This is a genomic window from Vibrio gallaecicus, from assembly GCF_024347495.1.
In the GTDB taxonomy this organism is placed as follows: Bacteria; Pseudomonadota; Gammaproteobacteria; order Enterobacterales; family Vibrionaceae; genus Vibrio; species Vibrio gallaecicus.
In genome coordinates this window covers 778,257-802,704 of the sequence record NZ_AP025491.1, presented here as the reverse complement: position 1 = coordinate 802,704, position 24,448 = coordinate 778,257, and the positions used below count along the sequence as shown (strand labels likewise).

25 protein-coding genes are annotated in these 24,448 nt (G+C 40.0%); 17 read left to right on the top strand and 8 right to left on the bottom strand.

Going from position 1 to position 24,448, the window contains the following annotated elements:
* Positions 1-37 precede the first annotated feature (37 nt).
* The 9 genes from OCU78_RS17990 (at position 38) to OCU78_RS17950 (ending at position 5,413) form a co-directional block, all read left to right on the top strand.
* Complete coding sequence (locus OCU78_RS17990) at positions 38-226, top strand: hypothetical protein (RefSeq protein ID WP_137374187.1); 189 nt, start codon at positions 38-40, stop codon at positions 224-226.
* Positions 227-342: 116 nt separating this feature from the next.
* Complete coding sequence (locus tag OCU78_RS17985; protein WP_137374188.1) at positions 343-1,068, top strand: DUF1223 domain-containing protein; 726 nt, start codon at positions 343-345, stop codon at positions 1,066-1,068.
* 120 nt (positions 1,069-1,188) lie between these two features.
* A complete protein-coding gene (locus OCU78_RS17980; RefSeq protein ID WP_137374189.1) occupies positions 1,189-2,487 on the top strand; it encodes a DEAD/DEAH box helicase in 1,299 nt (432 codons plus the stop codon).
* A gap of 206 nt (positions 2,488-2,693) precedes the next feature.
* Positions 2,694-3,023 carry a zinc ribbon domain-containing protein YjdM gene (locus OCU78_RS17975; RefSeq protein ID WP_137374190.1) on the top strand — a complete coding sequence of 110 codons (330 nt, stop codon included), beginning with the start codon at positions 2,694-2,696 and terminating at the stop codon, positions 3,021-3,023.
* 66 nt (positions 3,024-3,089) lie between these two features.
* Entirely contained in the window at positions 3,090-3,554 is a 465-nt protein-coding gene (locus tag OCU78_RS17970; RefSeq protein WP_137374191.1) for an ASCH domain-containing protein, read from the top strand.
* 84 nt (positions 3,555-3,638) lie between these two features.
* The gene (locus OCU78_RS17965; protein ID WP_137374192.1) at positions 3,639-4,043 is read left to right on the top strand and encodes a hypothetical protein; all 405 of its coding nucleotides are present in this window, start codon (positions 3,639-3,641) and stop codon (positions 4,041-4,043) included.
* Positions 4,044-4,293: 250 nt separating this feature from the next.
* Positions 4,294-4,512, top strand: coding sequence for a DUF6500 family protein (locus tag OCU78_RS17960; RefSeq protein WP_137374193.1), 219 nt, complete (start codon positions 4,294-4,296; stop codon positions 4,510-4,512).
* A 117-nt stretch (positions 4,513-4,629) separates the two neighbouring features.
* Positions 4,630-4,878 carry a DUF3297 family protein gene (locus OCU78_RS17955; protein ID WP_137374194.1) on the top strand — a complete coding sequence of 83 codons (249 nt, stop codon included), beginning with the start codon at positions 4,630-4,632 and terminating at the stop codon, positions 4,876-4,878.
* 373 nt (positions 4,879-5,251) lie between these two features.
* Complete coding sequence (locus OCU78_RS17950) at positions 5,252-5,413, top strand: hypothetical protein (protein WP_167494055.1); 162 nt, start codon at positions 5,252-5,254, stop codon at positions 5,411-5,413.
* A 327-nt stretch (positions 5,414-5,740) separates the two neighbouring features.
* Here OCU78_RS17950 and OCU78_RS17945 read toward each other — a convergent pair whose 3' ends face one another.
* The 3 genes from OCU78_RS17945 to OCU78_RS17935 form a co-directional block, all read right to left on the bottom strand.
* Complete coding sequence (locus tag OCU78_RS17945; protein ID WP_137374195.1) at positions 5,741-6,298, bottom strand: PhnA domain-containing protein; 558 nt, start codon at positions 6,296-6,298, stop codon at positions 5,741-5,743.
* Positions 6,299-6,611: 313 nt separating this feature from the next.
* Entirely contained in the window at positions 6,612-9,143 is a 2,532-nt protein-coding gene (locus OCU78_RS17940; RefSeq protein WP_137374196.1) for a VolA/Pla-1 family phospholipase, read from the bottom strand.
* A 19-nt stretch (positions 9,144-9,162) separates the two neighbouring features.
* Positions 9,163-10,416 carry a porin gene (locus OCU78_RS17935; RefSeq protein ID WP_137374197.1) on the bottom strand — a complete coding sequence of 418 codons (1,254 nt, stop codon included), beginning with the start codon at positions 10,414-10,416 and terminating at the stop codon, positions 9,163-9,165.
* Positions 10,417-10,771: 355 nt separating this feature from the next.
* On the opposite strand from OCU78_RS17935, the gene OCU78_RS17930 reads away from it, so the two are divergent.
* Entirely contained in the window at positions 10,772-11,854 is a 1,083-nt protein-coding gene (locus OCU78_RS17930; protein WP_137374198.1) for a site-2 protease family protein, read from the top strand.
* 73 nt (positions 11,855-11,927) lie between these two features.
* Here OCU78_RS17930 and OCU78_RS17925 read toward each other — a convergent pair whose 3' ends face one another.
* Positions 11,928-12,716 (bottom strand): M48 family metallopeptidase, encoded by a 789-nt coding sequence (locus tag OCU78_RS17925; protein WP_137374199.1) that lies wholly within the window; start codon positions 12,714-12,716, stop codon positions 11,928-11,930.
* Positions 12,717-12,843: 127 nt separating this feature from the next.
* On the opposite strand from OCU78_RS17925, the gene OCU78_RS17920 reads away from it, so the two are divergent.
* The 5 genes from OCU78_RS17920 to OCU78_RS17900 all read left to right on the top strand — a co-directional run bounded on the left by OCU78_RS17920 (position 12,844) and on the right by OCU78_RS17900 (position 16,654).
* Complete coding sequence (locus OCU78_RS17920) at positions 12,844-13,278, top strand: hotdog fold thioesterase (RefSeq protein WP_137374200.1); 435 nt, start codon at positions 12,844-12,846, stop codon at positions 13,276-13,278.
* 106 nt (positions 13,279-13,384) lie between these two features.
* Entirely contained in the window at positions 13,385-13,618 is a 234-nt protein-coding gene (locus OCU78_RS17915; RefSeq protein WP_137374201.1) for a DUF3389 domain-containing protein, read from the top strand.
* A gap of 101 nt (positions 13,619-13,719) precedes the next feature.
* Positions 13,720-15,420: an SgrR family transcriptional regulator gene (locus OCU78_RS17910; RefSeq protein WP_137374202.1), complete on the top strand. Its 1,701-nt coding sequence runs from the start codon at positions 13,720-13,722 to the stop codon at positions 15,418-15,420.
* Between the two features lie 48 nt (positions 15,421-15,468).
* Positions 15,469-16,416, top strand: a complete 948-nt coding sequence (locus OCU78_RS17905) for a DMT family transporter (protein WP_137374371.1) — start codon at positions 15,469-15,471, stop codon at positions 16,414-16,416.
* Positions 16,403-16,654 carry a hypothetical protein gene (locus OCU78_RS17900; RefSeq protein WP_137374203.1) on the top strand — a complete coding sequence of 84 codons (252 nt, stop codon included), beginning with the start codon at positions 16,403-16,405 and terminating at the stop codon, positions 16,652-16,654. The genes OCU78_RS17905 and OCU78_RS17900 overlap by 14 nt, the downstream gene beginning before the upstream one ends.
* A 67-nt stretch (positions 16,655-16,721) precedes the next feature.
* On the opposite strand, the gene OCU78_RS17895 is transcribed toward OCU78_RS17900, so the two are convergent.
* Positions 16,722-17,327 (bottom strand): DUF2238 domain-containing protein, encoded by a 606-nt coding sequence (locus OCU78_RS17895; RefSeq protein WP_137374204.1) that lies wholly within the window; start codon positions 17,325-17,327, stop codon positions 16,722-16,724.
* Between the two features lie 199 nt (positions 17,328-17,526).
* Here OCU78_RS17895 and OCU78_RS17890 point away from each other — a divergent pair, with 199 nt between their 5' ends.
* A complete protein-coding gene (locus OCU78_RS17890; protein WP_137374205.1) occupies positions 17,527-18,366 on the top strand; it encodes an isopenicillin N synthase family dioxygenase in 840 nt (279 codons plus the stop codon).
* Positions 18,367-18,565: 199 nt separating this feature from the next.
* The gene (locus tag OCU78_RS17885; protein ID WP_137374206.1) at positions 18,566-19,183 is read left to right on the top strand and encodes a DNA-J related domain-containing protein; all 618 of its coding nucleotides are present in this window, start codon (positions 18,566-18,568) and stop codon (positions 19,181-19,183) included.
* A gap of 145 nt (positions 19,184-19,328) precedes the next feature.
* Here the strand turns inward: OCU78_RS17885 and OCU78_RS17880 are convergent, their stop codons facing one another.
* The 3 genes from OCU78_RS17880 to fabV all read right to left on the bottom strand — a co-directional run bounded on the left by OCU78_RS17880 (position 19,329) and on the right by fabV (position 24,401).
* Positions 19,329-20,984 carry an ABC-ATPase domain-containing protein gene (locus OCU78_RS17880; protein ID WP_137374207.1) on the bottom strand — a complete coding sequence of 552 codons (1,656 nt, stop codon included), beginning with the start codon at positions 20,982-20,984 and terminating at the stop codon, positions 19,329-19,331.
* Between the two features lie 113 nt (positions 20,985-21,097).
* On the bottom strand, positions 21,098-23,011 hold the full coding sequence (locus OCU78_RS17875) for a sensor domain-containing phosphodiesterase (RefSeq protein WP_137374208.1): 1,914 nt from the start codon (positions 23,009-23,011) through the stop codon (positions 21,098-21,100).
* Positions 23,012-23,189: 178 nt separating this feature from the next.
* Positions 23,190-24,401 (bottom strand): enoyl-ACP reductase FabV, encoded by a 1,212-nt coding sequence (gene fabV / locus OCU78_RS17870; RefSeq protein ID WP_137374209.1) that lies wholly within the window; start codon positions 24,399-24,401, stop codon positions 23,190-23,192.
* Positions 24,402-24,448 lie beyond the last annotated feature (47 nt).

Genomic DNA, 24,448 nt, shown 5'->3' with positions numbered 1-24,448 from the left:
AAACGAATCACACAAACAAATTTATAGAGAGGCAATCATGGCTCAAGCAATTCAAATGAATACTATCGCTGTTCCAAACTCTATGGATAAGAAAACCTACTCGGTTAACTTCAAAGGACTGATTGCTCACATTCTAGATATCTTATTTGTAGATAACGCTCCAAAAAGCTACTACGCAAATGATTTATCTGGGCACATGCAGAAAGATATCGGTATGTACCGTTAATTTTCGCAAATGAATTATAAACGCCAGCTAATAAAGCTGGCGTTTTTGTATCTGAAAGAAAAACAGCGTTATTGCGGTCTTGTAGAGTAGGCTTCCACTTTCTATAGGCTGTCCAGATGCTTCGAATCACTCCTTTTCTTTTAGCGGCTAAGATTTTAGTTGCGCTCCCTTTCTCTACTGTTGCACAAACGTGGGAACATCAAGGGAAACCTGCCCAAGTTATCGAGCTGTTTACTTCGGAAGGCTGCTCCAGTTGCCCTCCAGCCGATCAATATCTAAGTGAGTTTCAAGATAAGCCAACACTTTGGCAGGAGTACATTCCTGTTGCCTATCATGTCGACTATTGGAATTATCTAGGCTGGGAAGATAAGTTTGCCAGTGCAGCATTTAGCCAAAAGCAACGCTTATATAAAGCTTATGGTGTAACCAGTGGCGTCTATACCCCGGGTTTTATTGTGGATGGAAATGAGTGGCGCGGTTATTTCAATTGGCTAGAGCGCTCATTACCAGAATCAGCGACTAAAGAACGATCATTGTTAGCGCTTGAAAAGCTGGGTGATGAGTATTATATCCGTTACGAGAAGAAGGGGGAGTATATTGCTCATATTACTCTGCTTGCCATGGATGAGATCACTGAAGTGAAAGCTGGTGAGAATAAAGGAAAATTGTTAGAGCATGACTTTGTGGTGCTGTATGAAGGAAACATGAAAGCTTCATCTGATTGGCACTTTACTATTCCTGAAAGGCTATTAATTGCTAAAGCAGATGCTGTTGCCGTGTGGCTGACTAAGCCGGGGTCTTTCAAACCAGAGCAAACCGTTGCAGGTTGGATTAAGCCTTAATTTTCAATAGGCAGCATCTTGATTGTTTAGTTTGCGCAGGAAATGCAATTTAACTCACTCAAGAAGCCATAAATACGTTAAAATATGCCGCTATTATCTTAGCTCTGAGCCTTTATATTCATGACTACCGCTAAAACGCCAAACAACTTTACTGAACTTGGTCTTATCTCTCCACTGTTAGCTCGATTAAACGAGTTGGAATATCAACAACCAACTCCTATTCAAGCACAAGTCATCCCAAGTGTTTTAACTGGTCGTGACTTAATTGCAGGGGCAAATACAGGTTCTGGTAAAACTGCCGCTTTTGCTCTTCCTTTATTGCAAGAGTTGTATACCAATAAGCGTGAAGGTGTTCATTCTGGTAGCAAACATGGCAAGGGTAACTTTGTTTCAAACCTAATCCTTGTTCCTACCCGTGAATTAGCAAAACAAGTTGCTGATAGCGTGAAGTCTTACGCAACGCATTTTAATGGCGCAATTAAAACGGTTTGTGTTTTTGGTGGTGTATCAGCAAATACACAAATGCTGGCTCTACGTGGTGGTGCGGATATTCTTGTTGCGACTCCTGGTCGTCTACTTGATCTTATTTCAAGCAATGCGGTTAAGCTGGATAAAGTAAATACGCTGGTTCTTGATGAAGCAGACAGAATGCTAAGCCTAGGTTTTACTGAAGAGCTATCTGAATTACTGGCTTTGTTGCCGAAACAAAAGCAAACACTGCTGTTTTCTGCAACTTTCCCAGAGCAAGTTCAAGCGCTTACTCAAGAGCTATTAAATGATCCTGTAGAAGTACAGCTTCAAAGTAATGATGCTTCAACTCTTGTTCAGCGTGTATTTACTGTAGATAAAGGAAAAAAGACAGCTCTGCTTGCACATTTGATCAAAAAGCACGAATGGCGCCAAGCGCTGATCTTCGTAAATGCTAAGAATAGCTGTGAACACTTGGCTGATAAGCTTTATAAGCGAGGCATTATTGCTGAAGTATTCCACGGTGATAAAGGGCAAGGCGCGCGTACACGTATACTTGAAGACTTTAAATCAGGTGAAATTGATGTACTGATTGCGACAGATATTGCTGCACGTGGTTTAGATATCGAAAAATTGCCTGTTGTTATCAACTTTGATTTACCAAGAAGCCCTTCAGATTACATGCACCGCATTGGTCGAAGTGGACGTGCTGGTGAAGTTGGTCTGGCGCTATCGTTGATTGATTACGAAGATTACCATCATTTCAAAGTAATCGAGAAAAAGAACAAGATTCGACTAGAGCGTGAGCAAGTTGAAGGTTTTGAAGTTGATGAAGAAGCGACAAAAGAACTTCTAGAGGCAATCAAGCCAGTAGCGAAACCGGCTGGAACGGGAAAGAAGAAGCGTAAAAAAGCGCTATCAAATCATGATATTTGGCTAAGAGATTACTAAACTCTCATGAATGAAAACTAAAGGCGCCGTTGAGCGCCTTTTTTGATCATGCGATAAAGAGAGACTGATAGAGGAGAGTTGAGGGTAACTCCATTAACTTAGTGAGATATCAGAGCCTACTTCTAAAAATTCCCACAAACATACTCGCTAAGATAGCTTTTAATAATTAAAATACCGGCTGAATTTATTAAATAAAGTTGTAGCTTATGTCATTTCCACCATGCCCTAATTGCCAGTCTGAATATGTCTATCAAGATCAAAGCCATCTTGTATGCCCTGAATGTGCCTATGAATGGAACCCATCAGAAGTTGAAGAAGCTTTCACTGTGCATGATGTGAATGGAAAAGTTTTGGAGCAAGGTGATAAAGTCACTCTGGTAAAAGATTTAAAAGTAAAAGGCAGTTCTATAAATCTAAAAATTGGTACGAAAGCTGTTATCAAACGTATCATTGAAGGAAAGGATCACCAGCTTGACTGTAAGCTTGATGGCGCAGGCGAAATGCTCGTTACCGCTAAATATGTGAAAAAAGCTTAGCTCATTAATACCATTGGTTTAACAGCTTATTATTACTTATTTTTAATCGTAAAGGTGCCTGTTTTCATGGAAGAAAGAAGTCAGAGTTATCTAGTTAAATACCTAAAGTCATTAGCCCCAGAAGTGGCGAGCCAGTATACCTCCTTTAGTGCCGACTATTACTGTGCAGATGAACACAATGCCAACATCTGTGCAGAGCTTATTCTACGTGGAGAAAAGCAAGCTTCATGTAGTTTAGAGTATTGGTACAGTCATGAAGGGGAGATAATGCCAGAAATTGGGCACCTGCAAGTCGTGACCAATTGGAACGGTGACCCTGTATGTATTATAGAAATAACTTCCGTTTCTAAATGTGAATATATAGGTGTTACTCCTGAATTTGCAGCGGCAGAAGGTGAGGGTGATAAGACTTTAGTTTGGTGGCGTGATGCCCACTGGCGTTTTTTCTCAAAAGAATGTGAAGAATTAGGTATAGAACCTAGCGAAGACATGATGCTCGTTCTAGAGCGCTTTAAAGTCGTTTGTAAGTAAAGTCATTACATAAAAACACTGTTCAAAATCCGACTTGTTAGATACCATTTATAAATTAGGTGAATGGTATCTAGGAAGGTATACATGAAATTTTTAATGCTGCTTAGCGTGCTTTTTTCTACAAACGCCATCAGTGCTGATGGGAGTACTAATGTTACTGAAGAGGATCATCAAGAATTTCAGATGCTTAATAAGGGTTCTAGCAATAGGCAAGAAGCTAATAACATCAGTGATGATTCTCGTGACTTCCAGCTGTTCGGGTATAAGCCTCTTAAAATAGAACCTCACTTAGAATCACAAGCTATTTGTGAAAGTATTGTGTGTGAATCTATAAAGGAAGCAGAGTCGGTTCCGGTTATTGGTGATGTGCCAAAGCGTGAAGGCAATAAAACAATAGAAGCGCTAACAAGTGCTATCTATATTGCTGGTGAAATTGGACTGGCAGACAATCGTGCCGAACCAGATCCTGAAACCCCAATTTTTGATTAACCTATTTAGTTTAGCTTTGTGCTAATAGGAATTTAGTATCATCCTTGACTACCAATTCAACATTCAACTTTTCGGGGTTGACTGTTTCATGTGCGCAATATAAGACCTGTGAGTGCATAAATAATACGAAAAGTGTTCATTTGGTTAGCTTTTTTCGGTCATTTAAAGTTAACTGTATATATATACAGTTAACTGTTGAGGTAGCGTTCTATACTGTGTAACCTAGACTTTTGCAAATTGGAGTTAAGTAATGCGTAGATCGCTGCAAAACAAAATAATCGATGTTTGTACCAAGAAGATTCAGCAAAAAGGTGAGGGTGTTGGAGTTTCATTCTATGCTTTTTTTGCAAATAAGAATGATGATCCAGAGCTTTTGATGGAAGCTGCAACGTGGTGGATTAAAAAACATGAATTAAACCACTTTGAAAAAGCCAAGAAAATAATAGAAATGGTGCAATCTGAGCTTTGATAGCAATTTAACTGAGGAATCTAGAGCCTTCTAAGCAAATCTGTTCTGAGATCACTTGAGCGTAAGCCTTGTATTGACTACAATGACGCACTTTTATATATACACTAGGTCATGAAAATGAGCGATACTAATTCAAAGCCAGCTTTACCAGATCATCTTGCTGGTAACCCTCGTAGCCCGCACCATGTTGCTGAATGTTTCGAATACCCAATTGGCATCCGCCTAAACGGTAAAGAGCGCACGGATGTTGAGGAATACTGCATCAGTGAAGGTTGGGTAAAAATCCCTTCACCTAAAGCTTTAGATCGTCGTGGACAACCAATCCTAATTACGTTGAAAGGCACTGTAGAAGCTTTCTACATTTAAGCTTTTACACTTTAGCTTTTAACTAAGCTTTTGAAGCTTATGCCTTGGCATCTTAATATCAACGTGTAGTACTTATCTCATAAGTTATTGCACGTTGCTTTTATCTCCCATCAATTACCCTCATATCTCATCACTTTTCATCGCCATATTTAATTCTCTCTTTATCTGTAATTTTTACCATGTTTCTCACTTGATCATTCAACCAATCATTCGGTTTTTGTATCGTATAAGCTTATTTGAGAGTCTGTATACTGCAATTTCGATCTATAACTTTTCCTATGATTATCAAATTCTTTATCAGTGATCTGATAGCATTTCACATCTTAAAATCATTGTTATAATTCTCCAAACAAGATTCAACGTAGAGCTTAGAATGAGAAAGAAATACACAACAGAAGGGAAGTCACAGCCTAAGAAAGGCAAGGTGAGTTATCCAAAACTAGTTTTATGCGATGTGTGCGTACGAGAGTTCGTTGTAATCAGTGAGGGTGATAGAACTTATGAGCCTTGTGAAAAGTGTGGTGCTGACAGTTAGTTTTAGCATAGAAATCACTTGTGGTGTGATAATTTAAGAGGTGAAAAAATGAAGTTTATTTGGTTAAAAGTACTCATTACTATTTTGGTGTTTGCTGGTTTATTTGGCATTGTGTATTACAAAGTGGCAAGTGGGATTAGCTAGTAGGTTACTCTCTTTTATAGAATTACGGTCTTGTGGTGAGTGAATAGTAACCAGTTTTAACTCAATATATTTTGTTCAAATATTAAAAAAGGCGCTCTAATAGCGCCTTTTTACAATCGTAGTTTTTCAACTCGTTTAATTTCATCTACTGAAAATTTTAGTCAGTAAATTAAGACGCAAAAATTATTTCTTACGGCAGAATTCAGCAATAACGTACATAGATTGTCCGCCATTGGTTTTACCTGAAACCAGCTTTGGATCATCACCAACACTGATACCGCGAATAACAGTACCTTGCTTAATTACTTGGTTTGTACCTTTAACTGGCAAATCTTTGATTACTGTTACGTCGTCACCTTTTTTAAGCTCAACGCCATTCACATCGAAAGGTTTATCGTCGGCAGACATACCGATTTGTGCCCATACTGACGTCTCTTCTTCAAGGTACATCATGTCTAGAAGGTCTTGAGCCCAGCTTTCAGCATTTAGACGAGTCAATTGACGCCAAGCCGTTACTTGAACTGGGGCTTCTTGGCTCCACATGCTGTCATTTAGACAACGCCAATGGTTAATATCTTTTGGCTCATCAATCTCACCAAGGCACTTATCACACACCATGATGCCGTGATCCACAGTTACGTGGCTATGTGGTGGTACTGCGTATGCAGTTAGTGAAGAATCAGAACCACATAGTTCACATTTAGATTGGCAGCGTTCTAGCATAGTTGCTTCAGAAGACATAATGGACTCACATTTAATAGGTATTAATAAGTCGGCTATTATCCACTTTATTTGCAAGAAAGAAAGAGGTCGTACGGTATTCTGTGCCGATTAATTTTGATGAAGTAAAACATTTGTATTGTGGTAGGTAAACACACGGTTAAGTAACTGAGCAAATCGATAAAGATAATAGAATTTGGAAGAAAAAGAACAGTGAATAGGAATGAAAATGCCAGCGATTAAGCTGGCATTTGTTCGTTCGACTTCTCAATAAAAGCGACTAAGTGCTCTTAGAAACCTTAAGCTTCTTAGAAGCCTAAAGGTTCATAGAGGCTTAAGGGTTGTTAGAAACTTGTGCATTTTTAGAAGCATCAAGTAGAGAAGCATCAACGTTCAAAGTACCTGTTGCATTACCTTGAGTTAGAGTGAATTGAACAATTTGCGAGGTCATCTCAGTGTTTGCAGCTACGTCATTCACACTTTGTGGCGTGATTACTGTTGAGTGCTCAGCAAAGGAAGCTGCATCAAAATAAGACGCCACTTTTTGACCGCTTGCATCACGTGCAGTATTCACTAGTGACAGCTTGTTAAACAGTGGCTCAGTGCCTGCTGTTGGTACGGTCGCTACAGAGTTGGGAATCGTTTGATCGTTAGCGGCTTGAATACCAAGAACAGGTCCTGTTGTTGTCGAAGCAATATTGAATGGGTCTACATTATCGAGCACGGTTTGAGCGGCAAAAGTGAATGAAGAAAGAGTTGAATCAATAGTTGCTTTAACTCCTTTCTCTTCTGCAGATGCTGAGTCATCACTTATAGTTGTGTAGTAAGCAGTAAAGCAGTCACCACCACTTATATCTTGCGTATAGCAATTAGTGGTGTAGTGAGTTCTGTAAGCAGGAACACCTGAAATACTAACAGTGTGCTTAATATCAGGAGAGAAAGTTCCTGAGTTCAGCAAGAATGGAGCTATACCACCCCCTGGATTTGACAAGGTCGCGCTCGTATAGCTGAACATTGAATCGATAGCAGGGTTAAGCGTTGTATTACCTATAGTATACGAACTGATGCCCGTGATAGCTCCAATTGAATGTCCAAATAAAGAGACATTGGTTTTATCAAGGTTATTGAATGCCGCGTCAGAAGCCATATTTAAGGCATAACGAAGACCTAAGCCATCAATTGCACTCTGTCTAATGTTGTCACGAGCAACCGGTAGGTATTCAAGATTCATGTATACCGTCGCGTTTGATGGAGTAGTCACAACTTTAGGGCTTAATTGGCGTTCACCATGTAGTGGTTGGTCAATTGCTATCACAGCATAAGGTTTAAACGGCGCTGCGCCAGACATTGCACCACCAATATGCTGCATCGCAAATGCGTAAGCACTTTCTTTAATATTGGTAATACCATGTTGATATTGCAGAATCGGTAAATTGCTATCAATAGCTGCACCTTCAGGTACAAACATAATGAAAGGTACAGATTTCACAGCGCGAACTTGCGGTACTGCACTGTATTTCGTCATGATACGAGCGCTATCAAGTTGGTCGCCATTAGCAAGTGTTAGCTTCTCACCAATTAATAATTTTTGGTACTCAGGATCATAGAGCTGAGTTGCAGGGTCGGTAATACCTAAGCCTGCAAGTTGAGTCGCGATCGCCACTTTGTCACTGTCGCTTCCTGAACTTAGCGTGCTTAAAATCGTTAGCACACTAGGCATCGCGCTGCGCCATGGCGTTTTCTTCCAAGCGTCGTCTTCTAAAGAATCAGATAAGAAATACGGCAACTCAACGGTGCCGCGATAAACCTGAATAGAAGCGATGTTAGGGTCTGCAAAGTTTGTATCGTAAGCTGTTGCCAGCTTATCGGCTGAATCTTGGCTAAAAGCAGTCGTAAACATCTCGTCATTTTTAACCGCGGTTGCAAAATCTTGAACGGTGCTTGAAACTGCCGTGCTATACAAGCTATCTAAAGTAGCGGCAGAAAGATTATTCGGGTTCGCGAGGTTCTTCCAGATGTCCGAAGGCGCTACGTTTGGCATAACAGTTTGAGCTATCGCGGCTTTAGTACCGTTCATCACGTTACCTGCAGATGCTGTGGTAAACCATGAAGAATAGATAATGTCATCTGAACTGGTTACTTGACCATACCCAGCAAATAGAGCTTCAACTTGGTGGATGACTTTTTGCGGAAGATCTAGCGATCCGGCTTGATCAATATCAGTGGTTTTTAATGAAGCATAGGACTTAGAAGTACCTAGTGATTCATCTTCACTGTCCATAATCGAATCAGTTAATGCGTAAATATAATCAGAACCTGGCTCCAAACCTTTAAGAGGTAATACTTGAATGGTTTTGAAATCACTTGAAGCAACCAAGTAATCAACCCCTGCTGTAAGAGCAGTAAAGTTAGACATCACGCCCGTACTCAGGTCAACATCTACTTTTGCAACTTTTACACCACTATTCAAGTGAGCACTAAATGGAATTGTACCCATCATCACTACATCATTTTTTAGTGTTCTATCACTTGGCAAGTTAGTGTTAATGGTGAATGGCATGATAGTACTCCAACCATCGGCTTCACCCATTGCCACCATAGGGTCATTAAGCTGACCAGTAGAAGAAGAACTTAAAGGAATGTTTAGAGTATGGTCGCTAGTATCAAATAAAAGAAATGACGGCAAAGGAACGTCTGCATCGCTTCCTAATAGGTTGAAATTGATTGATGAACTGCGTGCAAGCGATTCATTAATGGCATCAGAATACGGTGCACTCGTTGAAGTGCCACTACTTCCGCTGTTGTCACCACAACCTGCAAGTAACAAAGCGGAGCATACTAGAGATAAAGAAAATTTATTATTCATTTTATGTTTTCCCGATAACTTAGTTGAATGTGTAGTTAAGTTGAATTGCCGATAAGTAAGCAACAGCTTCAGATTCAAAGGTTAACTTTTGCCCAGCAGCGTCTGTTTCTGTAAATGAACCACTCTTACTTTGAACTAATGCAAATGCAGCATCGAGAGTCATGTTTTCAGAAACCGTGTAGGTAAGACCTGCTGAATACCAGTAACGATCGCTATCAGGAATACTCAACGTCGCTTCACCAGCTTGTTCGTCATAAGCCAAACCCGCGCGGATTGTCCATTCAGTATTAATTGTGTAGGTACCGCCTACAGACCAACGTTGGTTATCGTCATAGTGTTCTTCTTTAAGGAAACACACACCACCATTACAGTCAGGTGATGTGGCTTTGAGTTCTTCAAAGGTGCTCCAGTTAGTCAGTTGCCAGCCGTAGTGAACTGCCCATTGGTCATTCAATTGGTGGAATGCTGATAACTCTAAAATGGAAGGCAAGCTAATTTCTAATCGACCAGTGGTTTGGCTTTTAGAAGGATCAGAAATGATTCCGCCATAGTAGTCAGTAAATTCGCCATCATCAAAATCAAGGTCGACAGCAGAACGATAACCAATACCAAATCGATTGTTTTCATCAAGTTCGTACAAGCCACCTACGTTCCAACCAAAAGCAAACGTCTCACCCGTCATTGAAATAAGCTTGTCACTGGCAGAGCCACTCAAAGGAAGGCTGCCTTTGTGTCGGTTTAATTCAGCTTCTGCATATACAAGGTTAAGACCTGCACCAATACTAAAACTCTCATTAAGACGATAAGCTATGCTTGGATTCAAGTTAACCGAAACAAGTGAGGTATCACCGGCTAAATCGCCTGCAAATATGTCATCAGGGTAATCGGTTGCTACGCCGTAGGCGGTAAACATACCAATACCCCATGCCCAAGAATCATTAATAGGGCTGATGTAATATGCCGCAGGGACAAATTGCATAGGTGCGACATCACTTGATGTTTGGTTAAAGTCATTATCATTGATTTTTGTCTGCGTGATATCCACTTCAGGATCAACAATAGATAGCGCACCTGAAAATTGTGCAGTATCAAATAAAGTCATCGCAGCTGGGTTTCGTGCAAGTACACTTGCATTGTCTGCTACTGCGCCTTCACCAGAAAATGCACGTCCAAGACCTGAAGCTGAGTGTTCGGCTACTTGGAAGCCAGCAGCGAGTGTATTGCAAGCAAATAATACGGATAGGGAAACGAGAGAGCGTTGTACTGTTTTCATCCTTGACCCTCCTAGGGCATCAAATCTCATTCTTATTATTGAAAACACATAGAGCACATTTATTAAAGTTACTCATTTGTAAATGATATGTTAATTCAACATTTTATTAAAAGTCAAAGAGTGGAGAGATATTTTGTGAAGTTATGTTTTTAGGGGGGCGGGACTTTAACACTAATTATATTCAAATTATCAATGATTTATGTGTGGTTGGAGGTGTGACCAGACTTGTTGTGTTACTTTGCTGATTAATTAGTGTTCAGTTGCTTATTTTGTAACACCTTTGTTTCTGTTTACCTTGAAAAAACTAATCGGCATAATGTGATTCCACTTATTCGAACAACATTGGAAAGAAAATTTGGAATTACTCGCAATAGAATTTCTTGGCAAACCATTACGCTTAGAAGGTTCGATGGCTGGTTGGCAACAATTGTTTTGGAACAATACGTTAGTTTCTCAATTGGATGCGCATTCAGATTCAAATAAAGAGAGAGCGCATACTTTTGTGCTTAAAGCAGATGAAAAAGAGATTCATTGCCAAGTAAGTGTTGAAGTAAATTGGCAGCCCTTTCATTTAGGTTACCGTGTAACTGCTAATGATGAGGTAATGGCTAGTGGTACTAGAGATACCAAAGATATCGAACAGCAAAAACCATTTGTGGCACCTAAGGCTGAAAAGCGCTTTAGTTTAATTGGTTTGGTTTCTCTGGGCATGAAAGCATTAAAAAGTGCAAAACTGATTAAAGTCGTCTTGGCTTCAGCTAGTTTAGCTGCGTATTCATGGTTATTCTCAATTCAATTTGCCCTCGCACTCATAGCTTGTTTGATGTTTCACGAATATGGTCACATTCGTGCCATGAAGTATTTCGGGATGAAAACAAAAGGGATCTATTTAATTCCATTTTTAGGCGGACTAGCTCTTTCAGATGAGAAAATTAATACGCGTTGGCAAGATGTTGTTATCTCCATCATGGGTCCATTCTTTGGATTAATTCTATCTATCATCTTCACGGTATTGTACTGGGTAACAGGTGAGATGTTCTTTGCAGGGCTTGCTGTTTTTAATGCTTTATTGAATTTGTTCAACTTGCTGCCCATTCTTCCTTTAGATGGTGGGCATGTATTAAAAAGTATCAGCTTTTCAATGAATAGCATGCTGGGAATTGTATTGTGTGTTGCTGCTGCAATTGCTGGTGTGGTGATCAGTTACCAAATGAACTTAACGCTATTTGGCTTCTTACTTATAATGGGCAGCGTGGAAATTCTTATCGAGTGGAGAGGTAGGCATCATAGTCATTTACTTCCTTTAGACAAGTATGGGCAACTGTTTTCCTTTGCTTGGTATGTAGGCTTAGTAAGTAGTCTTATAGGCATTATCTGGTATTTTGCCTCGGCGGGTGATGAGTTGTTGAGTTTGCCGCTGCAAATCTTGGGGACGTAAATCTAAATAGACCATTATTTATTCTTAAAAAAACGAACGGCTAGAACCGTTCGTTTTTATTTGGATCTTACCATTAAGCTTTGCAATTAGGCTTGGTCGCTCCATAGCTAGGTAGCGTTTTTATGGTAGCTTGCAAGTCTTTGATACGAGTATCATGAGAAGGATGCGTTGATAGCAATTCTGGCGGTTGGTTGCCACCTGAAGCTTTTGCCATGTTCTGCCATAGGTTAACGCTCTGTCTCGGATCAAACCCGGCTTTCGCCATATAGTCTAATCCTACAATATCTGCTTCAGATTCTTGAGTTCTTCCATAAGGTAAAATAACCCCATATTGAACCCCTAAACCCAGTGCTGCCATTGTCATACCTTGGTATTGGCTGTATTCAGAAGCACCAATCGCCACATTAGTAATTTGAAGTCCAGTATTCGCTAGTTGAGATTGAGACAGACGTTCATTACTGTGGTCAGCAATTACGTGAGCAATTTCATGACCAATTACGGTTGCTAGCTGATCTTCATTTACTGCGACTTTAAGTAAGCCAGTATAAACACCAATTTTACCACCAGGTAAAGCAAAGGCATTGACTTGATCACTCTCAAAAACCACGACTTCCCACTCACTGAATCCTTGTTTAGGGATATGTCGTGTGATGCTATTTGCAACGCATTGAACGTACTGGTTGGTTTTTGCATCCTTACTTATTGGCTGTTCTGCTTTCATTTGTTCAAAAGATTGAGCACCTAGCTGTGACATATCCTGATCTGAGAAAAGCAGTAATTGATTGCGACCAGTAGGTGATGCACTACATGCTGTTAAGCCTGCTAAAGTGACAAGAGAAGCCACCTTCATCCATGACGTCATAAAACATCCTCGTGTTATAAGTTTTTTTTGCATGTTAACATTAACTTACATCATTCCGAAAACTTCTTCATAGTATCTGAACGATAAATAGCACTAATAATGCGTAAATTTTAATTGAGGATTAAACGTGAGCATTTGGAAAAAAGAAGTCGATCTAGAAACATTAAACGCCACATCAAAAAATACTTTGATTGAGCACCTCAATATTATTTATACAGAAGTGAACGACAATTCCTTAGTTGCAACTATGCCTGTATGCCATTTCACTCATCAACCTCTCGGTATGTTGCATGGTGGCGCTTCTGTTGTACTGGCTGAAACATTAGGTTCTTTAGCTGCAAACTTTTGCGTAAGTGAAGATTACTACTGTGTGGGTTTAGATATTAACGCTAACCACATTCGAGCAATGCGTGAAGGGCATGTGATTGGAACGGCAGAGCCTGTTCATTTAGGCGCCTCTACTCAAGTATGGCAAATCAATATTACTGATGAACGAAAAAGGTTAGTTTGTACCAGCCGATTAACCATTGCGGTTAAGAAGCATAAGAAAGTTAATCAATGAGAGGGTTAAATCGATTAACTAGTGCCAGTGCTTTACAACACAGGTTAGTAGGTCTGATCGAGCGAAAGCACCCGAACATCAAGAAGATATATTAAGTAGGCAGTATATGGTTATTACTTTTAAAAGCGGAAAAATCATCGTCACTGCGCATGAACTTGTCGTTCGACTTGAAGGAGAGCATAGGGTCACCTTACAGGCTCAGGTTGATTCTATACAGTTAATTGGCAATGGGGCAAATGTAATATCGGCCAATGGTTCAGAGTGTAAATGGTCAATTAAACTTGATAATGAACAACAACTAAACCAGGTTTCTGCTGAATTGTGCTGCGCAATTATCTGATAGATTTGAAAAGTTTTTGTTAATCGTGCTTTGTATGATTGATCTCCGTTAAGAAAATGAGGAAACTGTAAATAACTTCAGTTATATAAGATTTCCTCTTTATGAGCAGCCCAAGACTCCGCGTTCAATTCGAAACGCTATTCAAACATTGCGATGGTAAAGATACAGACATCCAGCTTGAAGAAATTACGGATGTTTTATGTTGTACACGCCGAAACGCGAGAATCGTCCTCAATAAGTTAGAAGAGGAAGGTTGGATTGAGTGGCATCCTGCTGCTGGGCGAGGGAAGTTATCTAAACTTAACTTCAAGCAAAACCGTAATGATGTTAGCGAAAACCTTGCTCGACGTTACTTGGAAGAAGGCAAAATTGGTCAAGCACTGACAGTATTAGATAGTGATGCAGGGAAACTAACGCAAGTTATCCAACGTTATTTAGGCGTTCAATATCAAGAGGGGGAGCAGGTGATTCGCTTGCCTTATTATCGACCTCTTTCAATGTTAAACCCATCCAAATCTATGCGCCGCTCAGAGCAGCATATAGCTTGTCAGGTATTCAGCGGTTTAACTCGCCTTGATGATCATGACAAATTACAGCCAGATCTTGCGCACACATGGCAATCAGTGTCTGATACTCACTGGCGTTTTTACCTTAGACCAGGGGTTCGATTCCATAATGGTGAACCGCTTTTAACTGAGCATGTAGTGGTTAATCTTCTGGCTTTAGAGTCTCTGAACATGTTTTCGCACATTAAAGATGTGACCTCTTCAGAAAACTGGGTTGTAGATGTATTTTTAACCCGCCCTGATAAACATTTCCCATTAGCTTTAACTGAATCAAGTGCCAAAATTACTTTACCTCAAAGTTTACGTGGCGAAGACTATGATCTTAAACCGATAGGTACTGGACCGTATAGAATTGAAGCTAATAATGAAAAGCGCCTCGTTCTGCATGCTTTTGATGGTTACTTTGGCTTTAGACCTTTAGTTGACCGAGTGGAAGTATGGGTTGTCGATGAAGCCTACTCTTCTATGGTTTATCCAAGCTTGTCTAAGCCAGTAATGGCAGATAGAGGGGAGAGTGATGAAGTCGAGCTTGATCCAGGTTGTACCTATTTATTGCTTAATCGAAGATCTGGTATTGCGACCGATCCACGATGGGCAATCTTCTTATCCAATGCACTAAACGCATCTGACCTATTTGCGCACATTCCTAAAGAAAAAGTTATCGATTTAGGTGTACTGCATGCTTATGGCTTAAAACCAGGTTGGTATGATATTAAATTAAGCCCAGTGGAAGCGCCGCCAACTAACAACAAACAGATCACAGTTGCTTACCACTTCCAGCATCCAATGTTTCCAATTTTGGCGAAAGCAATTGCCAAAGTATTGAAATCATACGGTGTGGCAGTTGAATTCATCACTTATGATCACACCCTTCCAGAACCTGAAAATGTGGATGTTTGGATAAAGCCAATGGGTATATCGAATAACCGTGATGATGCGCTTGCTGGCTGGTTGATGGATTACAGCGACATTGAATTATTGAGCCCTTTGGATGATTTTGACCAGTGGTGCCAGTTAGTTGATCAATGGCGAGCCGGTGAGCATGATGCATTTCCAGCTAGACAACTAGGCAAGCAGCTAGTTAATAGTTATCAGCTAATTCCTATGTTTCACTGTTGGCTGGGTGTAAATAAAGATCAGTGTGGTACGTTGCAAAATGCTAAGTGTAATGCGCTTGGCTGGTTTGATTTTAGCCAAGTGTGGGTTAAGCCAGAATTGAACCGATTAAGTTCATAATTAAAGAAACAATAAATGGATGTATGGCATTAAATGACTACTGATTGGATGAAAACAAGCTTAATCACAGCGGTTACGCTGGTGGCTTTTGCTGCTAACTCAGTGCTTTGCCGTTGGGCTCTCGCTGATCAAACGATAGATCCATTTAGCTTTTCATTGATCCGGCTGCTCTCTGGAGCATTCACTTTGATCGTTATTCTGCTATCAATTCACTTATATCGCTATATAAAAAGAGAGTCAGGTAAGAAAAACCAGCCTAAGCCATCTAAGAGTCTTTTAGGATCAATACAGGTAAAAGCTAAGCCAGTGGTTTCATTAATGGTTTACATGTACGGGTTCTCTTTCGCGTATATCGAACTAGGTGCCGGGTTTGGTGCGCTAATATTATTCGTGATGGTTCAATTTACAATGATTGCCGCGCATGTTTTATCAGGGCATTCACTATCAAAATCAGACACTATTGGATGCATGCTTTCCATTTTTGGTCTTGTTTATTTACTCTTTCCCAATGACAAAAATGTCCAGTTTGATTTGACTGCTATCGTATTAATGGCTGCCGCAGGCATTGCATGGGGCTTTTATACCTTAGGAGGTAAACATTCAGACCAACCACTACAGTCCACGACTTTGAACTTCGTTGTCGCTTCGGCCATTTCGTTATTGATTGCTCTTATATCGTGTTTGTTTATGCTGGCTATGAATTGGTCACCTGAAGGTATGTTAGCAGTAACCAGTAAAGGGGCAGGTTATGCAGTACTTTCAGGAAGTGTGGCTTCAGGAGTTGGATATACTTTGTGGTACTACGTGGTGAAAAAATTGGCAACCGTCGTAGCCTCTGTTTCTCAACTATCAGTACCAGTGATAGCGACCTTGGGTGGCGCTGTCTTTCTTTCTGAGCCAATTACTCTGCACTTCATCATTTCTTCAACAATCATATTGATTGGTATTTTGATTGTTTTACTTTCCCCAAAGAAGTTATCCAATGGCAAAACCTAATAAAAAACAGCCAACCAAAACTGTCGAGATCTTTTGTAGTAAATGCAAGCAACAACTCTTTAAGTACCGAAAAGGTGGTAAAGGTTCTTTAGTTAAATGCTTCAAAGAAAGGATTGTCGATGACTACACAACGACCCCTTGTTATTGCCCAAATTGCGGAATTGAATTTGCACGAGATACATTAGTGAGGGGCACTCCTGCATTTAAAATGATAGGCGGAAAAGTAACCATGAAATGATGTCGATAAAGGCTGATAAACTGGCACTGTCTCGTTACAAAGGCAATGCCAGTTTGGTAATTAGTTACTATTCTTTGATTCGACCTTGTACCTTCAAAAGCACTAGTGAAACTAATGCCCCTGAAGTGTCACATAACATATCTTTTTGTGCGTCCCAAATATCACCTTGAGATCCAAGAAACGCAATCCCTTCATCTCCACCAGCAATAGCAGCATACCACCACTCAATTATCTCATAGCCAGCAGCTACACTCATGATCGCGAATAGAGAAAATAAGACAGCAACCGTTGGTTTACAGTGCTTCTTACGCATAAGGAACTCAGCGAGCGGGTAAGCGTATAACCCTATAGAAAAATGAGCTACCCGATCAAAATTATTTCTTTCTGAGCCAATTAAGTTGTTAAACCAATCGAAAGGGACTTCTGAAAATGTGTACTTAGATCCAATAGTATGGAGTATGAGCCATATGAACATAAGCATGTAAGCTGTCTTTGAAAAGGTATGTTTGGTTGAAGCCCAGAAGATCCCAAAAAGGATCCCGATAGCGGGAATTATTTCGGCCAACCAAACTGCTCGCGAGAGCGGGGAAATTGCGCTAAATACCAACACAGTAAAATACAGTGCTGACAACATTAATAATGTTTGATTTTGGCGAATTGGAAGATGAGTCATTAATGTTGTCCTTATGATTTTTTTTCATGATTACATAATTATGTACACTGTTCAATTGTGGGTTATTCACTAAATTTGTTGAAAAGTCAAAGCACCGCCCAGTATCTAATCAAACGATTGCTTCTATTTCATTAAAGTTTGATTTAACGCAAAGCGCCCCCTAAAATCACGCCACAAACACATAAAAAGAAAGAAAGTCATGAAACTGGAAACTGTCGATTACCTTGCTGACGATGCTGCAGAACAATTCGTACGCTCACTACGTGAAACTGGATTTGGAGTTCTGAAAAATCACCCGATACCAAAAGAGTTAGTTGAGTCAATTTACGAAAATTGGTATCAATTCTTTATGTCTGAAGAGAAAGAAAAATTTCACTTCAATGTTGAGACACAAGATGGTTATTTTCCACCATCAGTGTCGGAAATTGCTAAGGGTCACAGCGTTAAAGACATTAAAGAATACTTCCATGTATACCCTTGGGGTCAAATGCCTGAAGATCTAAAAGAACAGATTTTAGATTACTATCAGCGCGCGAATGCTTTCGCTCAAGAGCTGCTAGGTTGGGTTGAGGCTTATGCTCCACAAGATGTTCAAGATAAGTTTTCTATCGCACTTTCAGAAATGATTAACGGCAGCGAACAAACTCTACTTCGTGTTCTTCATTATCCGCCAATGCAAGGTGATGAAGAGCCAGGTGCAATTCGTGCAGCAGCGCATGAAGACATTAACCTGTTAACTGTTTTGCCTGCGGCTAATGAACCGGGTTTACAAGTTAAGTCTAAAGAAGGCGACTGGTTAGATGTACCTTGTGATTTTGGTAACTTAATTATTAACATTGGTGACATGCTACAAGAAGCTTCTGGTGGTTATTTCCCGTCAACGACTCACCGTGTTATTAATCCATCAGGTGCTCGCCAAGAGAAATCTCGTATCTCCCTGCCGCTTTTCTTGCATCCAAAACCAGAAGTTGTTTTGTCCGAAAACTACACAGCGAATGAATACTTGATGGAACGTTTAAGAGAATTAGGCGTAATCTAATCAATATGATTTAAAGTGGGTTACACCACTTTTATCAAAACGGTATTATATGAAAAAGGTCAGCCAATGCTGACCTTTTTGCTATGAATATCAATAAATGGGCATGTGTAACAGTGAATAAACTCGACAAATAACAGAGTATAGATTTCAATTAGATCAGGCTTATCTTTAAATTATTCTCAATAGTGGTTTTATATATATGTCAGAAAATCAGAGTATTAGTGCGACATTTCAGAGCCATATGGAGAACCCATTACTGTGGCCTATTTTAGAAGTGCTAAGAGGAGCGCCATCTGGTTGGAAAGTTCATACTCTTGCTGCTCATTTGAATGATCTCGGTTTAATGCCACTTTTAGACAGTGTCCCTGAAAAGGACCTCTTCAAGCGAAATTTCCTTATCATGAATGCCTTGTACCAATTGCAAGAAACCTTATATCCAGATAACTGGTTACAGGTACAAGCGATGGATATTGAGTTAATAGCAAACTTAAAGTCTAACCAAAATGCGATTGATCATGAAGATCCTTTACGTGACTATTATGTGCATTGGCACAATTACGAAGCGGATGAAGGTGAAGTGAAACGGCTTCTTAATGAATTTTGGACTCGATACCGTAAATTTGTGGGGAGCACAAATGGTGTGGATATGGATAGAGCCAAAGCTTTAAGCCTATTTGAATTACCGATGGACGCAACTCAAGTTGAAATTCGTAAGCGCTGGCGTAAATTAGCCTTAAAATGGCACCCTGACAGAGACCAAGGAAACACGTCTAAATTCAGAGTTCTGTGTGAGGCATGGAATATTTTGCGCCATTAATTCTAGATTCAATTTAAGTGAGCATCTTGTAGGCGATAAACGTAACTGCTCGATAATAGATATAGATATAGATATAAGAAGCTTAGATCAAAAAAAGGTGCGTTCAACGCACCTTTTTACATTCAATCAATATTCCTAAACCATTCTATTTTGATGGTTTAAATTGAGACTTACGCATACGGCTTAATGCCGCCATAACGTCAAGTAAACGAGGCTTCGCTAAATCACCCTGTGCAGGCATGTTTGCATGCCATTCACCAGACAGTATCTCAGTGAACTCTTTAGCCGGGTTATCTGACCAACCAATTCCTTGTGCAAACTGGAACCAAGCCCAGCCGATTGCATTCACTTCAGATGATGACTCTAACTGCTCAAGGGCAGAAAGGTCAGTAAACTCTTTACCAAATCGAAGTGAATCTTTACCCTTCGCCGTCACGCGGAACTTACCATCAGTTAAGATATTCATTAGGCATGGACGGTTAAATGGGCGAGGGGTGAATGTTGCTAATTCTGTCTCACATTCATTCAAACGCTGTGATGGGTGCTGAGCAATAACTTGTTGTGCCTTTTCCGTTACATCAACCGCTTGGTAGTCATGCATTTGAATGACGGTATCAGCGACATCTAGGTAATCACCAGAACCACCCATAACGACTAATGTAGAAATGCCCATTTGATCACGAAGCTGCCCGATACGATCAACTAAAGGAGTAATCGGTTCATCACCTTTAGATACAAGAGCTTGCATACGTTCATCACGGATCATGAAGTTAGTCGCTGAAGTATCTTCATCGATAAGAAGCGTTTGCACGCCAGCTTCAATTGATTCTTGTAACCAAGCCGCTTGCGATGTTGAACCAGAGGCATCTTGAGTACTAAAGTCAGACGTATCTTTACCCATAGGCAGGTGATTAATGTAGTTCGACAAGTTTAGGTTATGAACACAACGACCATCTTCAGCGCGGATCTTCATAGCATCAATATTCGTTACAATACCTTCACGACCATCACCTGGGATATGGTTGTAAATAGAACGTTCAATAGCATTCAGTAACGTTGATTTACCGTGGAAGCCGCCACCGACAATCAGCGTAATACCTTTTGGAATACCTAATCCTGTTACCATTCCTTTGTTCGGTGTTTTTAGCGAAACACTCAAAGACTCAGGAGCAGTAAAAGGAACGGCATCTTTCATTGGAAAGTCACAGTTACCGGCAATACGGGGAAGAACACTGCCATTTGCTACAAATGCAGCAAGATTATTCGCTTCTAGTTGCTTGCGAAGTGATTCTTGATCTTCAATTGTTTCGCAGTGCTCAACTAAGGCATCAAAATCTAACTCACGTTCAAGTGTTGCGCGGCGGATAAACTTCGGCAGGTAAAAGGTAATAATGTTAATTGCTTTCTTAGCCAGAATACTACGACCGTCAGCGGGCAAGTTGATACGGAATCGAATTTCAATTCCATGCTCAGTGAAAACTACAGCTGTGTTGTCTAAAACAGTTTGACCAGTAAGTGCAATTGAAATGCTTGATTCTTGTTTTGCAAATTGGGCAAAGCTACGAGCAATGAAGTCACGAGCTGCAACTTGATAAGCGGGAGATTTACCTTGCAACCAATCTAACCCAGTTAAAGACCATGCTCGGGTTGCTCGGAAACGAGAAGCCGATGCAAATGGGTCACCTTGAATGTGATCAATATGAAGTTCAAAGTCAGCAAAGTCGTATTGACCTTTAATTTGTTGATATGCACGATAGTTTTGTTTTTCTAGCTTTTTCAGCTTTGCAGTCAACTGATCCATAACGAAGTGTGCCTTTTAAGGGGAAAGATAAAACAGAAAGGCGGCGATTATAAAAACCGCCACCTATAGAGTAAAGAGAAAGTCTGTTTAATTTGCTGAGTTAAGTGAAAAAACTAGGTTAAAGCGTATTGAGTAGACCCTAAGTAGTTTTGGTTGATCAAACTCTGCTCAAATTCTTGGCATGGCATAGGTTTGCCGTAGAGGTAACCTTGTCCAACGTCGCAGCCTTCTTTGATAATGAATTGTTCCTGAAATTCAGATTCAATACCTTCGATAACGACTTTTAAATCTAGCTTCTTAGCGATTTGGATAATTGAGCGTACAATTTCAACATCATCAGTAGAGCTTTGCATTTGGTCAATAAAGCTTTTATCAATTTTGATGAAGTCGAAAGGGAATTTTTTCAAGTAACTGAACGAGGCATAGCCAGTCCCGAAATCATCAAGTGACAATGTCACTCCTATTTGATGCAATGAATCAAGGGTATTCTTTGCGACAACTTCATCGGCAATCAGACCGCTTTCTGTTACTTCGAGTTCAAGAAAGTGTGGTGGCAAATGATACGTTTCCAGTAAGTGAATAACTTGATCAGCAAACTGTGCGTTTTTAAGCTGTACCGCAGATACATTTACTGCCATCTTAAAGTTATCAACATACTCCGACCATTCTTTTGCTTTCTCTATCGCTGCACGTAGCACAAAACTACCAACTTCAAAGATTAGTCCATTTTGTTCAGCCATATGAATTAAGGTTTCATTAGAGATATCACCAAGGACTGGATGACGCCACCTAAGCAGTGCCTCTGCACCAATCCATTTGTGCGTAACAGGGCAAACTTTTGGTTGGAAATACAACATTAAATCGTCGTTTCTAACCGCTTGTAGCAGATAACTTTCCAGCTTATTGATATGAGTTTGAGTTTCAGAATGAGATTGGGAGTAGTACGCGAATTTTTGACCTGAATCTTTACATGCAATCATCGCTTCACTGGCTTTTTGCAATATGGACTCTGCATCATCATCAATATTACTGGTCGCAATCCCTATGAATGCATGAAGGTGGACCTTATCGCTGTCGATCATAAACTCAGAATGACCAATTTCGACTAAATGGTTACATAACTCGTCTAGTCTATGCTGTAAATCTTTAACACTGAAGGCAATAGCTAAGTCTACCGAAGTTGGTCGCCCAATAATGACGTCCATATCATTGATACAGTCTAATCTTTCACGATACTCAACTAGAACCTTATCTAATGCTTTGTAACCGTAACGCGCTTGAATGCGACGTCCGTTGGTAAAACCAATATGAATCACAGCAAATGATTGCTCGGGTGCACGAACTTTGGAAAGAAGTTGGTGGTTAAGGTGTGCTTCAAAAGTATTCCGATTAAGAAATCCTGTCCCTAAATCATGACTTTTTTGATAATAAATCTTTTGCTCTGCAGCTTTTCGCTTATCAATTTCTTGGCTTAAAGAGTAATTTAAACTGGCAAGATCTTTTGTTCGGGTGTGGACACGACTCTTCAATTCTTTATTCATTTGTACCAGTTTGGCATGTTGGAATAATGTCGTTAACTGGGACTCAATTGATACGCGAAAGCTTTCGAGGAGCTTTATATAGGTGGGTGTATAATGATTTTCTTCACTGTCTAATATACAAATGGTGCCAAAGCTTTCACCGTTAGGCCACAGCAATGGAATTCCACAATACGAAATCATACCAAGTTGTATATCGGGGTTATTCGCCCATTCAGGGTCTTTCTGAGCATTCGGAATGGTTAAGATTTGTTGGCTGTTGATAACGGTTTCACAATACAGGCCATTGCCTAACGTTTCAGAATCACCAACATTATAGGGATTCCCTTCGGTTTTACTGGTGGAAAACACTTCAATCGACTCTGGATGAACCCTCATCACTAAAGCCGCAGGAACATCTGTTATCTGTGCCAGTAGGTCGACAATGTTTTGCCATCCAACTCTCATATTGTCTGGGATTTCTAAGTCTAAAGTATTAACTTTCTTCATATGAAATCATGTTCCTTATTTGAATGAACAACACATCCTGTGTTGTATGTATCGAATTTAAAAAACAATAAATATGACTTTTAACTAAGTATAAGTAAGCTTACGCAAAAAAGCCTTGGCAATTTTTCCAAGGCTTTAAAAGATAGAGCTTCATCTCACTATTGAGATTTGTTTTTCCTCAGGGAGTTAAGTTAATAAAACTCTCACTATTCAATCTTTTAGAGTAATCAACTAGTGGTATATCAAAGCCATTCAGTTGCAAAAATTCTTGTTTAAAACCTTCATAATCGCCAAGTTGTGTAAAATTATTGGAATCCATGTGGTTTAGAATCTCTGTAACCTCAGCTTGAGTCTCAGGGTTTAACTCCCAATCATCCATCCTCAATAAACGTTCCCCATCCAAAGGTACTAGTTTTTGTCCATAGAGCTTAGTACTAAATAACCGTTGCATTTGCTGAATACAATTTTCATGTGTGCCTTGGTTTTTCATTACTTTATAGAGAGCAAGTAAGTAAGGACTAAGAGCTGGAATGAAAACACTGGCTTTAGTCACTAATGCTTTACACACGGTAGCATAAGCATGCCCATCAAAGTTTGCGAGTTTGAGATTTAGAGAGTGACTGGTTTGGTGCAAATCAATTTTAGCGCGACCGAGAGTCCCATCAAGGTAAATAGGGTGAGTGATTTTAGGACCCATGTATGAGAAGGCAATGGTTTGACAGCCAGGAGCTATAGATTCAGCATTAATTAATTCATCTATCCAGTTTTCCCAATCTTCGCCACCCATCACTTTTAGCGTTGATTCCGTTTCTTCATCGGTAGCTGGCTCAATGGTTGTTTCAGTCCAACTGTCGTTTTCTAATGAAATTGTTGCGCCAGTTACACTTTCACCAATAGGTTTGATCGCTGAACGCCAGAATTTATCTGACTCATCTTTTTGTTCACCTTTAGGACGCACACCAGCAGCTAAGCTGTAGATGATTAAGTCGACTTCACCTTCGAAATAGGTCTCAATGGCTTCAATAACTCGGTCTCGAGTATCTTGAGAAAATGCATCACCTACAATGTTAATAGCTTGACGATGTTCTTTTTCTGCTTCTTTTTTAAAGTAAATATTATTGTACCAGCCAGCACTGCCTAGAGATTTTTCATTAGGACCACGCTCAAAGGACACGCCAATAGTGTCAGCTTGAGCACCGCCAAATGTAAGGGCAATTCTTGATGCAAGTCCAAATCCTGAAGATGCACCGATAATAAGAACGCGTTTAGGTCCATTATTGATTTTCGGTGCACTTTTTACATAGTCAATTTGTTGCTTTACTGCTTGTTTACAACCAAGTGGGTGAGCAGTTTTTGCTACCACACCTTTGATAATGGGTTCTATCAGCATAAATAACCTTACATATATAGGTGATATGCATTTAGGTTAACGTAAAG